Here is a 12510-nt window from a genome sequence, read left to right as displayed (position 1 = left end):
TTCGGTGTTCTGGCGGGTTCGGTGGGTGCCGGACGTGCGATCAGGACGTGTGGGCGATGGCTTCGATCTCGACGGTCGCGCCGTAGGGCAGCGCGGCCACCTCGACGAACGAGCGGGCCGGACGAGGCGTGGCGAAGACGCTCTCGTAGTGCCGGTTCGCGGCGTCGCGCAGCGAGACGTCGGTGACGAAGTAGGTGGTCTTGACGACATCGGCGAGGGTCATGTCGATCGTGGCCAGGCGCTCGCCGAGTCGGGCCATCGCCGCGTCGAGGGCGGCGTCGACGCCCGGTACGGCCACCCCGTTCTCATCCACCGACAGTGCGCCGGAGACGAAGCCGAAACCGGCGACGGCGAATGCGGGGCTGTACGGGTGCGCGGTGTTCTGGCCTTCTGCGGCGAAGTCGGTTGCGGCAGTTGTGGTCATGGGTGTGGTTCCTTTCGTCGAAGTGGGCGCGTGCACGGTCCGGCCGGTCACGGATGGCGACCCCACGCGATCGGCTCGTCGCTGCGGTCGAGGTAGATGCTCTTCTGGTCGGAGTACTGGCGGATCGCCTCGCGTCCCTTCTCGGTGCCCAGCCCGCTGTCGCGGAGCCCGGTGAACGGCGTCGAGATGGAGAACTGCTTGTAGGTGTTGACCCACACGGTTCCGGCGTCGACGGCGTCACCGATCCGCAGCGCACGCCGGTAGTCCTCGGTCCACACGCCGCAGGCCAGGCCGTAGACGGTGTCGTTGGCCTGCGCGATGACGTCGGCCTCGTCGCCGAACGGGATGACCACCGCGACCGGCCCGAAGATCTCCTCCTGGCTGATCCGGTCGGTGTTGGCGACGCCGGTCAGTACGGTCGGCGGGTAGTACCAGCCGTCGGCCAGCGCACCGTCGACGGGAACCGCGCCACCGCACCGCACTCGGGCACCGTCGGCCACCGCTCGGGCTACCGTGTCGGCCACCGAGTCGCGGTGCGCGGCCGAGATCATCGGGGCGACGTCGGTGTCCGGATTGGTACCGGGACCCATCCGCAACCGGCCGGCGCGTCCTACCAGATCGTCCGTGAAAGCATCGAACACGCTGCGCTGCACGAACACTCGTGATCCGGCGATGCAGCTCTGGCCGCTGGAGGAGAAGATCCCGTACAGCACGCCCTGTACGGCGCGTTCGAGGTCGGCGTCGGCGAAGACGATGGTCGGTGACTTGCCGCCCAGCTCCAGGGTGATCGGCATGAGCTTGTCGGCGGCGATCCGGCCGAGGTGACGCCCGGTGCTCGTCCCGCCGGTGAAGGTCACCTTCGCGACGTCGGGGTGGCGGACCAGGGCCTCGCCGACGGTCCGGCCCGGGCCCGGGAGGACGGACAGGACACCGCGGGGCAGGCCGGCCTCTTCGCAGATGCGGGCCAGGAGCAAGGTCACCCAGGGCGCCCACACCGGCGGCTTGCTGACCACCGCGTTGCCCGCGGCCAGCGCGGGGGCCAACTTCTGGGCGTCGGAGGCGATCGGCGAGTTCCACGGGGTGATGGCACCGACGACACCCATCGGGCGGTGCGTGGACATCGTGAGCCACGGGCCGCGCGGGGTCGTGAGCGTGCCGTCGGAGGTCTCCGCCGCCGCCGCCATGTACCGGAAGGTGTTCGCCGCACTCGCCGCCAAAGCCGATGTCTCGCCGAGGGTCTTGCCGGTGTCGAGGGTCTGCAGCCGCGCGATGCGATCTCGCGCAGCGTCGATACCGTCGCCGATCCGGTGCAGGACTGCCGCGCGCTCGTGGGGAAGCGCACTCGCCCAGCCGCTCTCGTGGGCGGCGCGGAGCCCGGTGCGGACCGCGGTGTCGACGTCGGCGGGAGTGGCCCCGTGCAGGGTCGCGAAGACCCGACCCGTCGCCGGGTTCACGGACTCGATCAGATCTCCGGCGCCGACCTCCCAGTGACCGCCGACGAAGATGCGATCGTCGAGATCACGCGCGTCGACCGTGAGGTGGTCGGAGATACCGGGCATGGGGGTATCGGGTACGGGGGTGCTGGACACGAGGGGCATGCGATTCCGTTCGGGGCTGAAGACCGAAGTGGGTCCGGATAAATATCTTTGCGCTAAGACAGTTGTAAAGCCTTAGCGCTAAGAGGTCAACCGGGGAAGACGCAGTACAGAGCTCTGTAACGCCGGTTTTACGCCCGCGAAACAGCGGAGACGCAGGTCACATCGGGTGTGTCGGCCATCACGAACTGCCGAAAAATTTATCGCCCGGCGCGGTCAGACGGCGGCGATCGGATCCGTTTCGCCCGGATCGAGGCCGTCTCCCAGCACGGCGAAGCGAGCGGAGTGCTCGAGCTTGCCGAGTAGTCGCGCAAGGTCCGCGGCCTCGTCCGACGACAGTTCGGCGAGCATCGTCTGGAGCTTGGCGAAGTGCTCGTCGGCGATGCGATCCACCAGTTCCGAGCCGGCCGGCGTGAGTTCGACGTACACGACACGCGCGTCGGATCTGTCGCGCGTGCGTGTCACCAGGCCGGCGTCCTCGAGGCGCTTCACGCGCAGGGACAGTCCACCGGTGGTGACGAGAGTCTGTTCGGCGAGTTCACCCGCGGTCAGGCGATGGTCCGGCACCGCGCGGCGGAGGCACGCGAGGACGTCGAAGCCGGAATCGGTGATGTCGTGCTCGTCGAAGGTCGATGCGATGCGCGCCTTGTAGACGAGGAAGCTGCGGTGGAGCCGGCCGAAGACCTTGAGTGCCGAGACGTCGAGCTCGGGACGGGCCACGGCCCAGTGGGACACGATGACGTCGACACCATCCATGGTGGTCGAGGTTACCCATCCCCGGAGGTCGACGGCGGGACCGGCGCCTCCCCGGGGGTCAGCGAGTCAGGCGGTCAGCGAGTCAGGAAGGAGGTGACGGCTGCCTCGAAGGCGGCCTTGGCCTCGATCATCACCCAGTGCCCGCACTTCGGGAAAACGTGCAGCTCCGCGTCGGGGATGAGCCGCATCGGCACCATCGCCATGTCCGGCGGGCTCACCCGATCGTCGCGGCCCCAGGTCAGCAGCGTCGGGCAGGCGACCTTGTGCATCGACGCCCAGTACGGCGGATTGTCGGACGCGGCCATGAACTGCTGCTGCATCTCGAAAGCCGCTGAGCCGTACATCATCTGCGCCGTCTTCTGCGCGTCGGGATTGATGGCCGCCTCCCAGCGCTCGGCGATGAGCTCCTCGGTGACCAGTGAGCGGTCGAAGACCATCGACGTGAGCCAGCGGACCAGTTTGTCCCGTTTGCCGTCGAGGTCACTGTCCGGGGCGTCGGTGAACTCCTGCAGCAGACGTAGACCCTCACTGGGGCTGGGGCTGAACACATTCGGGCCGACACCGCCGATGGTGACGAGCTTCTCGACGCGCTCGGGCTTCTTGATCGCCAGATTGACGCCGACGACCCCACCCATCGAGTTGCCGATCATCGCGGCCTTGTCGATGCCGAGCGCGTCCATGAACCGGAGGACCGAGCCGCCCGCGGTCAGCACCGGGTGGCCCTCCACGGCGTCACTCACGCCGAAGCCGGGGAACTCGATGACGTAGCAGTGGTGCGTCTGCGCGAAGTGTCCGAGATTTCCGCGGTAGTTCCGCCAACCGGTCACGCCGGGCCCGGAACCGTGCAACAGGATCAGCGGCGGCGCGTCGGCGTCGCCGGCCTCGTGATAGCGCAGCGTGCCCTTGTCGGTCGTCAGTTCCCGTTTGGTCGCATCGAAGGTGACATCCACGTCGACCAGACTAGAACGTGTTCTAATCCGTTGTCACCGGGTGGGCGTGATCCGAGTGATCGTCGGACGTGACATGCCCGACCCCGATGATGTCGTGCAGGATGCGATGCACGATCGCGTCGCCGACGACCTCGTAGTGGACCATCCGGCCGGCTTTCTCCGAGCGGACCCAGCCCTGGTCTCGCAGCTTGCGGATCGACTGCGAGGCCGCGTTCTCGGTGATGCCGATACGCGTGGCGAGTTCGGCGACGGTGGAACCCGGCCGGGCGTGCATCTCGGCGACCAGGCGCAATCGCGTCGGGTCGCTGAGCAGCATGAATCGCGCTGCCCACGAGTCGGCATCGAAGGAGTCCGGGTCGAATGAGTCGGCATCGAATGAGTCCGGGTCGAAGTCGGTCACCGGTACTCCTCGTCGCTTCGGTGGTGATACCGCCCATCGTTCACCACCGCCCCGGTGGCGGCAAATGTGTGTCTGGGAGAACATATGTCTGTGCACACAGGTGTGGGGGGAACGTCGTCGGCCGTTCGTGGACTGGCCACTGCCGGGGCGGCGGTACTCATCGCGGCGGTCGGGCTCACCGGCTGCTCGCCGTCGGACCGGGCGTCGGTGACCGACCGGATCGTCCTCGGCGAAAGTCAGGAACTGGGCGACTTCAACCCGATGCTCGGTTACGCACAGCTCGGGGTCTCACCGCTCTACGACGGTCTGCTCGTCCCGGCCGCCGACGGCGACGGCCGAGTGCCCGACCTCGTTCCGGCGCTCGCCGAGTCGAAGCCGCAACGTACCGCGCCACGGACGTGGCGGGTGCCGCTCAAGAGTGGTGTCACGTTCTCCGACGGCACCGCCCTCGATGCCCGCGACGTCGTCGCGACCTACCGGGCGCTGGTCGACCCCCTCGTCGCGTCGACCATCTCGACCGACTTCGCGCCGATCGTCGCCGTCGAATCCGATGGGGCGCAGGCGGTCACGGTCCGCATGGACACCGATGCCGACCCGTCGCCGTATCTGCTCGTGGGTATCGTCCCATCGGAACGGGTGGAGAACGCGCCCGCGGCGGAGTGGGCCCTGAACACCCGACCGGTGGGGACGGGGGCGTACCGGCTCGAATCGCTCGACCCCGATCAAGCGGTTCTCGTTGCGCGCGAGGACTACTGGGGTGACCGGCCGGCACTCGGACGCATCGTCTACAGCCACGTTCCCGACGACAACACACGTGCGCAGCGGATCGCGGCCGGTGAGCTCGACGGCGCCGGACTGCCGCCGCGCCTGGCCGACGGTCTCGCGGGTCGCGACGGCACCGGCGTGGTGTCGGTGACATCGGCCGATTGGCGCGGTATCTCGCTGCCCGGGACGAATCCGTTCACCGCCGACCCGGCCGCCCGACTCGCCATGAACCTGGGCGTCGACCGGCAGGCCGTCGTCGACGACGTGCTCACCGGCGCCGGGGAGCCGGCCAGCACTCCGGTCGCCTCGGTGTACGGCACGGCCGTGTATGACGCGGGTGCACAATTCGCCTTCGACCCCGGGGCTGCGGCGGCGACGCTCGACGACGCCGGATGGCGGGTCGGTGCCGACGGCGTGCGCACCCGGGGTGCCGACCGGGCGTCGTTCCCCGTTCTCTACAACGCGCAGGACACGGTGCGTCGCGACCTCGCCGTGGCGTTCGCGGCATCGATGAAGAAGATCGGTGTCGAGGTCCTCACCCGGGGTACGAGCTGGGACGAGATCGACACCCGGCTCGCCGACTCCGGCGTGGTGCTCGGTGGCGGGGCGACGCCCTACAGCCTCGACTCGCAGGTCTACGACACGCTGCACACCCGCGTTCCGGAGTCGTCGCCGTACGCCAACCCGGGCAATCTCACCGCGCCCGGGCTCGATCTCGTCCTCGACGAGGCACGCATGAGCGCGCCCGGGCCGGAGAACGATCTGCGGTACAAGCGCATCCAACAGCTGTATGCCGAACAGCCGTCCTATGTGTTCCTGGCCTTCCTGCACCACACCTACGTCTCCCGAAGTGCGGGGTGGCGCCACGACTCACCGATCCTGGAGCCCCATTCGCACGGGGTGACCTGGGGTCCGTGGTGGAAGCTCCCGTCGTGGCAACCGAACTCGTGACGTCGGTCGCCACCCCGCCCGAGACATCCGCGGGGTCAACGGATCTCGCCGATGCCGCTTACCGGGCTGTGCGGGGGAGATCGCGCCTGCGTGCGACGGGCGTGCTGCTCGTTCGCCGTCTACTGCTGATGATCCCCACGACGATCCTGGTGTCGCTGGGCATCTTCGCGGTCGCGGCTGCGTCTCCCTTCGATCCGCTCACCGCTCATCTGGGTGACAACTACCAGTCCGCGACGCCCGCGCAACGGGAAGCGATCTCGGCCGCCTACGACCTCGACCAGCACTGGCTGCGGGCCTGGTGGAACTGGTGGGGAGCGCTGCTCCACGGCGACCTCGGCTGGTCGTCGACGAAGGGACAGCCCGTCGTCGAGGTGATTGGCCAGCGCCTGCCGTTCACGCTGGGGATGTCGTCGGCGGCACTGCTGTCGGCGGCGATCATCGCCATCGTGGTGGGGGCGGTCATCGGCATGCGACGCGGTGGACTGCTCGATCGGATGTGTACCTCGCTCGCCGCCGTGCTCGCCGCGACACCACCGTTCGTGGTGTCGCTGATCCTGGTCGGCGTGTTCGCGGTCGGACTCGGTTGGTTGCCGACCTCCGGTGCCCGACGCCCCGGCGACGACTACTCGGTCGCCGGCCTGCTCACCCACGCCGTGCTGCCGTACCTGGCCCTGACCGTGTCGATGGTTCCGTGGTTGCTGCTGACCATGCGCGCCGCCGTCGTCGATGCCGCTGCCTCCGATGCGATCCGCGGCGCACGCGCCCGTGGCATCGCGGGACGGAGATTGCTGACGGGACACATCGTTCCCGTGTCGGTGCTGCCGACACTCGCTCTCCTCGGGACACGACTCCCCGAACTGATCGCCGGCGCCGCGATCGTCGAGGCCGTCTTCGGGTGGCCGGGCTTGGCCGAGGCGCTCGTGGACGCCGCGGTGGCGCTCGACTTCTCGCTGCTGGCCGCACTCGCTGTCGGGTCGGCGGTCCTGGTGCTCGTCGGCTCGGCACTCTCCGACGCGGCCGCGGTGTGGATCGACCCGCGGATCGGGCTGCGGGCATGACTGCGCGAACAGGCGCGACGGTCACGCGCTCCCGCACGCGAACGCTGCGCGACCGGGCACTCCTGCTCGCGCCGTGGATCGTCCTGGCCGTGGTCGCATCCGTCGCCGTCGGCGTGCCCATGGCGGCGGGCGACCAGACCGCCGACTTCGCCCGGGCGCTGCTCCCGCCCGGCGCCGACGCCCTGGCGGGCACCGATCACTCGGGTTACGACCTCGGCGTGAGAACTGCGGAGGGACTGCGTATCTCGCTGCTCATCGCCGTCCTGTGCGCCGTGATCGCGACCGTGTTGGGCGTGCTGATCGGAGTGGGGTCGGTGACGGTGGGTGGTTGGTTCGACGCCCTCGTGATGCGAGTCGTCGACGGTGTGAACGCACTGCCGCACCTCGTCGTCGGCGTGGTGATCGCCGCGATGTGGCGGGGCGAGCCGGTCGCGATCATCGCGTCGATCGCCTTGACCCACTGGCCCGCCGTGGCCCGGGTGGTGCGCGCCGAACTGCTCGAGGCGACCTCGTCGGGGTGGGTCGAGGCGGCGCGGCTGTCGGGGGCATCTCGCACCTTCGTCGCGACCCGGCACCTGCTGCCCGCCGTGAGCGGACAGATCCTGGTGGCCATGACCGTGCTGCTCCCGCACGCGGTCTGGCACGAGACGACCCTGTCCTTCCTGGGGGTCGGGCTGTCGCCCGACTCGGCGAGCCTCGGCACCCTCCTCGGCCAGGCGCGCGGCGACGTCCTCACCGGCGCCTGGTGGACCCTCGCGGTGCCGGGCATCGCGCTCATGGTGACCGCACTGGCGTGCGCGGCCGCGGCCGCCTCGTTGCGGCGGGTCACCCTGCCGCCGGCGGGGGAGGTCTGGCGGTGAGCGCCCGGCTCGACGGTGTCTGCGTCGACATCGTCGTCCGCGGACGGTGGCGCCGGTCTGCGGTCCGGGTCCTCGACGACGTCTCCCTCGACCTGGCGGCGGGTTCGACGACCGCACTCGTCGGCGAGTCCGGCTGCGGCAAGTCGATGATCGCGGCGGTGCTGTCCGGACTCCTGCCTCCCGGTTCCGCCGCGACCGGACGACTCTGCGTCGGCGGGGAGGACTTCGTCGGGGAGGAATTCGTCGGGGACGCACTTCGCGGCCATGACCCGAGATGGCGTCGGCTCCGCGGACACCGCGTCGGGCATGTGCCGCAGTCGGCGGCCACCTCGTTCACCCCGGTCCGGACGATCGGTGATCAGCTCGACGAAGTGGTCGCCACCCTCGGCGGTGCGGCCGACGCGACCGAACTCTGCCGGCGGGTCCATCTCGACCCCGTCGCGTTGCGGCTGTACCCGCACGAGCTCTCCGGCGGCATGGCGCAGCGGGCCGCGATCGCCGCCGCGATCGCGGGTGACCCCGCGATCCTCGTCGCCGACGAACCCACCTCGGCACTCGACGCCGACCTCGCGGCCGAGATCTGGGAGCTGCTCGCCGCGTCGGCGCGCGGGGGTGTGGCGGTGCTGGTGATCACCCACGACATCGAGACGCTGCGGCGGCGAGCCGCCACCACCGACGACCGGGTGGTCGTCATGCGCGCCGGCCGCATCGTGGCGCAGGGCGGGTTCGACGCGCTGGCGGCGGCCGATGACGCCTACGTGGCGGAGTTCCTCGAGGCCGTGCGATGACCGCACTGCTCGGCACCGGCCTCGCCGCCCGTGTCGGCGGCACCGCCCTCTTCGAGGATCTCGACGTGATGGTGGGGGCCGGGTCGGTCACCGGTGTCGTCGGACGATCGGGGAGCGGCAAGACGACGCTGCTGCGCATCCTCGCGGGGCTGGCCCCCACGGCGGCCGGCCGGGTCGAGTGGCGTGGTGACGACCGCCGGCCCTGGGACGTCGGTCTGCTCGCCCAGCATCCCCGACTCGTCAGCAATCCTCGCTGGACGCTGCGGCGGATCGTGACCGAACCCGCCACGATCGCGCGACGCGACTGTGATGCCGAACCGATCGCCGCCCGCGTCGGGCTCGACGCCGGACTCCTGGACCGATACCCGTCTCAGGTCAGTGACGGTCAGCTCCAGCGTGCGTGTATCGGACGACTCATCGTCCAGGCACCGCGCATCCTGCTCTGCGACGAGCCGACGGCCATGCTGGACCCGATCGCTTCGCGGGCGGTGATGTCATTGCTCGACGGCCTCGTCGACGATGGCGCCGGCCTGCTCCTGATCAGCCACGGCCGTGGGCTCGTGGAAGCACGCGCCGACCGCGTCGTGGATCTCGACCGCCGTTGACGGTCACGACTCACATCTGCAGGCGCGCCGCGTCGTCCTCGCCCATGGCGTCCTCGAGGACCTCGGGGGAGTAGTCGAGGTCGATGTCGGCGACTGGGCGTCCGCGAGCGGATTCGATGGCCGACAGCCTGCGTTGCGCACGGTCGGCCGCGTAACCGAGGAACTCGTTGTTGTCGAGGCCGAACGGCTGGACCTCGAACTGCTGGTTCACCCACTCGATCATTCCCAGGGCGAGCGGGAGCAGTTCGTTCATGCGCTCGCCGACGGTCTCCCACAGCGAGTCGTCGGCGGCGACGTGGCGGCGGCAGGTGAAGGTGCCCCACGCCATGTGGCGTCGCTCGTCGTCGCCGATGAAGCGGATCAGTTTCTGCATCCCGGGGAAGATGCCGTACCGGGTGCACACCTTCTGCCACGCGTGGTAGCCGGTCAGCGCGAGACTGCCCTCGATGACGTGGTTGTAGGTGACGCTCGCCCGGATCTGGTTGCGCGGGGACGGGTCGTGGTCGAGGGCGTGCAGCGAGTCGGGGAGTTCCTCGTAGAACAGCTGGCGGTAGTACGGGTTCTCCGCGACGAACGCCTGGAGGTCGCCCGTCAGTCCGACGGCGTCCATCCACCGCCGGAACACCTGGGTGTGTTTGGCCTCCTCGAAACAGAACTGCGACAGGTACATCTCGTCGCCGAACCGCCCCTCGGACGCCATCGCCTTCATGAACGGCTGGATGTCCTGGGTGACCGCTTCTTCGCCCGCGATGAACTGGCTCACCAGGTAGGTCGCGCTGCGGCGCTGCTCGTCGGACAGCTCGGCCCAGTCCTGTGCATCCTGGGTGAAGTCGATGGCGACCGGGTCCCAGAACCGGGAGTTGCCTTTGACGAAGAGCCGCAACGGAAATGAATCCCAGTTGAGACCGCCCTGACGCAACGACGAGAAGTCCTGGCGCCCCTGCGCTTTGTGTTCGATGAGAGTCATTCCGGTCACCAGCCAGACACTTCGGGAGTGGAATACCCCGACGCTAACCCTTTCGGAGATGCGGGGGCGCAGAATCGACGAACTCCGTTGCAGCAGAGCTGTTCTCCGTCCGGTGATCACTCCTGGCGAGGGCGCTCGGCCACCAGACCCGCCGCCCGATGTCGAGGGTCAGGGCGGGCACGAGCAGCGTCCGCACGATCAGCGTGTCGACCAGAACTCCGAACGCGACCAGGAACGCGACCTGGAACAGGAACAGCAGCGGGATCACCGCCAGCGCGGCGAAGGTCGCGGCGAGGACCACCCCGGCCGAGGTGATGACCCCGCCCGTCGCGGTCAGGCCCCGGATCATCCCGAGCCGCGTCCCGTGCCGGAGTGTCTCCTCACGCACCCGGGTCATCAGGAAGATGTTGTAGTCGATGCCGAGCGCGACGAGGAAGACGAACGCGAACAGCGGCACCACCGGGTCGGCGCCGGGGAAACCGAATGGTCCGTTGAACAGCAGCGCCGCCACCCCGATCGTCGCGGCGAACGACAGAACGGTCGTGGCGAGCAGGATGGCCGGGGCGACGATGCTGCGCAGCAGGGCCACGAGGATGACGAAGACCACCAGCAGCACGATCGGGATGATCAGGTTGCGATCGTGGATGGATGTCTCGCGAGTGTCGAGATCGATCGCGGTGGTGCCGCCGACCAGCGTGTCCGGCACATCGTTTACCGCCGAGCGGATGGCGATCACGGTGTCCTGCGCGGCCAGCGAGTCGGCGTTGTCGGTGAGCGTCGCGGCGATCGCGACCTTCCCGTCACGTACCAGCGGGGCGGGGTCGGCGGGGTCGGAGCCCTTGACGAGGTCGGCTCCCGCTACGCCCTCGGTGCCGCGCACCTTCTCCAGGACCCGGTCGCTGTTCGCCTCCGTGGTGATGACGTAGGTGGGCGACCCACTGCCCGCGTCGAAGTGCTCGGCCTGGACCTTCGCCCCCTCGACCGATTCCACGGTCCCCATGAAGTAGTCGGTCGTGGCGACGCCGTCGGCCTTGAAGGTCGGGGCGAAGGCCGCGCCGATGAGCAACAGGATGAGCGTGCCCGCCCAGATGGCGCGCGGTGATGCGGCCACCCGGTCGGCGATCCGCTTCCACAACCGGTGGGTGGCGCCGGTGTCGGCTGAGGTCGACGGCTCGTACTTGGGTCGGAGCGGCCAGAACGCGGTGCGGCCGAGCAGCGCCAGCGCGGCGGGCAGGAACGTCATCGACGCCAGGAACGACGCCACGATGCCGAGGGCGGCGACCGGACCGAGGCTCTTGTTGGAGTTCAGATCCGACAGCAGCAGGCACAGGACGCCGGCGATGACGGTGCCGGCGGATGCGCCGACCGGTTCGATGGTCGCCCGCCACGCCTGCCGGATGGCCGCGTACTTGTCGTCGGTGCCGATGAGTTCCTCGCGATATCGGGAGACCAGCAGGAGTGCGTAGTCGGTCGCCGCCCCGAAGACGAGGATGAACAGGATTCCCTGACTCTGGCCGTTGAGGTCGAGGACGCCCTGTTTGGTGAGGAAATAGACCGCCCCCGACGCGAGGCCCAGGGCGAAGACCGCGGAGATCAGCACCACGAACGGCAGGATCGGGCTGCGATACACGACGATGAGGATCAGGATCACCACGGAACCGGCCACCAGCAGCAGCAGGCCGTCGATCCCCGCGAAGGCCTCGCCCAGATCGGCGATCTGACCCGCCGGTCCGGTGACGGCGACGTCGAGGCCTGCCGGTGCGTCGGCCAGTGCCTCACGCAAGATCTCGACGGTGTCGGCGGGTTCGCCCGCGGTGGAGATCGGTACGAAGAGCTCGGCGGCCTCCCCGTCCTTCGACGGGATCGGCGGCGAGACGGCCGGACCGAAACCCTCGGTGCCCGCCAGCGGTGCGGTGGCGGTGGTCAGGAACTCGAGGTCAGCCGGGGTGATGCCACCGGTCCGTTCCGCGATGACGATCGCGGGGATCTCGTCGGTGTCCTGGAAATCGGCGAGCAGGTTCTGGACCCGGGTCGACTCGGCGGACGACGGGAGGAACGTGCTGTTGTCGTTGCTCGCGACGCTCGCCAGCTGCCCGGCGAAGGGGCCGGTGACACCGCCGATGACGATCCAGCCGAGGAGAAGCAGGGCCGGGATGAGCCAGCGGTGGCGGCGAACGGGACGGGGACTCGGATCGGTCGTGTCCGGCATGGGTTCATCGTGACACGCGTCGGCTCCGGGCGCGGTGGACCGGCGTCGAGAAAACGGCTGCATGCCCGCGGATTCGGTGTCCTCGACCGTCCGGATGGCGCGCTGGAACACCACCCGCAATCTTGTGCCATGGATCGGATGAATCTGCTGCGCCCGGATCGAACTTCGACCACCATGTGACC

Annotated in this window: 12 protein-coding genes; 5 read left to right on the top strand and 7 right to left on the bottom strand. The window is 69.2% G+C overall.

The genetic code is table 11. The annotated features are described in order from the left end of the window. Positions 1–40: 40 nt before the first annotated feature. From MAY35_RS21080 to MAY35_RS21060, 5 genes are all read right to left on the bottom strand, one after another. A complete protein-coding gene (locus MAY35_RS21080) occupies positions 41–424 on the bottom strand; it encodes a RidA family protein (protein WP_238423236.1) in 384 nt (127 codons plus the stop codon). A 47-nt stretch (positions 425–471) separates the two neighbouring features. After that, complete coding sequence (locus tag MAY35_RS21075; protein ID WP_374237995.1) at positions 472–2022, bottom strand: aldehyde dehydrogenase; 1551 nt, start codon at positions 2020–2022, stop codon at positions 472–474. A gap of 213 nt (positions 2023–2235) precedes the next feature. Beyond that, entirely contained in the window at positions 2236–2775 is a 540-nt protein-coding gene (locus tag MAY35_RS21070; RefSeq protein WP_064570446.1) for a MarR family winged helix-turn-helix transcriptional regulator, read from the bottom strand. 74 nt (positions 2776–2849) lie between these two features. Further along, a complete protein-coding gene (locus tag MAY35_RS21065; protein ID WP_238423235.1) occupies positions 2850–3725 on the bottom strand; it encodes an alpha/beta fold hydrolase in 876 nt (291 codons plus the stop codon). Between the two features lie 22 nt (positions 3726–3747). Next, positions 3748–4041 (bottom strand): metalloregulator ArsR/SmtB family transcription factor, encoded by a 294-nt coding sequence (locus MAY35_RS21060; protein ID WP_238423257.1) that lies wholly within the window; start codon positions 4039–4041, stop codon positions 3748–3750. Between the two features lie 168 nt (positions 4042–4209). On the opposite strand from MAY35_RS21060, the gene MAY35_RS21055 reads away from it, so the two are divergent. Genes MAY35_RS21055 through MAY35_RS21035 form a run of 5 tightly spaced genes read left to right on the top strand, consistent with a single transcriptional unit; the run spans position 4210 to position 9152 of the window. Continuing rightward, positions 4210–5841, top strand: a complete 1632-nt coding sequence (locus MAY35_RS21055) for an ABC transporter substrate-binding protein (protein ID WP_238423234.1) — start codon at positions 4210–4212, stop codon at positions 5839–5841. Then, on the top strand, positions 5823–6899 hold the full coding sequence (locus MAY35_RS21050; protein ID WP_374237994.1) for an ABC transporter permease: 1077 nt from the start codon (positions 5823–5825) through the stop codon (positions 6897–6899). The genes MAY35_RS21055 and MAY35_RS21050 overlap by 19 nt, the downstream gene beginning before the upstream one ends. Further along, entirely contained in the window at positions 6896–7759 is an 864-nt protein-coding gene (locus MAY35_RS21045; RefSeq protein ID WP_238423233.1) for an ABC transporter permease, read from the top strand. Before MAY35_RS21050 ends, MAY35_RS21045 begins: the two co-directional genes overlap by 4 nt. After that, positions 7756–8547 (top strand): ATP-binding cassette domain-containing protein, encoded by a 792-nt coding sequence (locus MAY35_RS21040; protein WP_238423232.1) that lies wholly within the window; start codon positions 7756–7758, stop codon positions 8545–8547. Before MAY35_RS21045 ends, MAY35_RS21040 begins: the two co-directional genes overlap by 4 nt. After that, positions 8544–9152, top strand: a complete 609-nt coding sequence (locus MAY35_RS21035; RefSeq protein WP_238423231.1) for an ABC transporter ATP-binding protein — start codon at positions 8544–8546, stop codon at positions 9150–9152. Before MAY35_RS21040 ends, MAY35_RS21035 begins: the two co-directional genes overlap by 4 nt. Positions 9153–9162: 10 nt before the next feature. Here MAY35_RS21035 and MAY35_RS21030 read toward each other — a convergent pair whose 3' ends face one another. Further along, positions 9163–10119, bottom strand: coding sequence for a R2-like ligand-binding oxidase (locus tag MAY35_RS21030; RefSeq protein ID WP_238423255.1), 957 nt, complete (start codon positions 10117–10119; stop codon positions 9163–9165). A 43-nt stretch (positions 10120–10162) separates the two neighbouring features. Then, positions 10163–12328 (bottom strand): MMPL family transporter, encoded by a 2166-nt coding sequence (locus tag MAY35_RS21025; protein WP_238423230.1) that lies wholly within the window; start codon positions 12326–12328, stop codon positions 10163–10165. Positions 12329–12510: the final 182 nt, after the last annotated feature.

It is taken from the genome of Gordonia sp. 'Campus', assembly GCF_022206305.1.
Classification (GTDB): Bacteria; Actinomycetota; Actinomycetes; order Mycobacteriales; family Mycobacteriaceae; genus Gordonia.
Note: the sequence above shows the minus strand (reverse complement) of the source record. Positions and strands in the feature narration are given on the sequence as shown.

Coding starts and splice junctions, on each gene's coding strand:
- MAY35_RS21055 (WP_238423234.1), top strand. CDS start 4,210: ATGTCTGTGCACACAGGTGTGGGGGGAACGTCGTCGGCCGTTCGTGGA.
- MAY35_RS21080 (WP_238423236.1), bottom strand. CDS start 424: ATGACCACAACTGCCGCAACCGACTTCGCCGCAGAAGGCCAGAACACC.
- MAY35_RS21045 (WP_238423233.1), top strand. CDS start 6,896: ATGACTGCGCGAACAGGCGCGACGGTCACGCGCTCCCGCACGCGAACG.
- MAY35_RS21025 (WP_238423230.1), bottom strand. CDS start 12,328: ATGCCGGACACGACCGATCCGAGTCCCCGTCCCGTTCGCCGCCACCGC.
- MAY35_RS21035 (WP_238423231.1), top strand. CDS start 8,544: ATGACCGCACTGCTCGGCACCGGCCTCGCCGCCCGTGTCGGCGGCACC.
- MAY35_RS21070 (WP_064570446.1), bottom strand. CDS start 2,775: ATGGATGGTGTCGACGTCATCGTGTCCCACTGGGCCGTGGCCCGTCCC.
- MAY35_RS21075 (WP_374237995.1), bottom strand. CDS start 2,022: ATGCCCCTCGTGTCCAGCACCCCCGTACCCGATACCCCCATGCCCGGT.
- MAY35_RS21030 (WP_238423255.1), bottom strand. CDS start 10,119: ATGACTCTCATCGAACACAAAGCGCAGGGGCGCCAGGACTTCTCGTCG.
- MAY35_RS21060 (WP_238423257.1), bottom strand. CDS start 4,041: ATGCTGCTCAGCGACCCGACGCGATTGCGCCTGGTCGCCGAGATGCAC.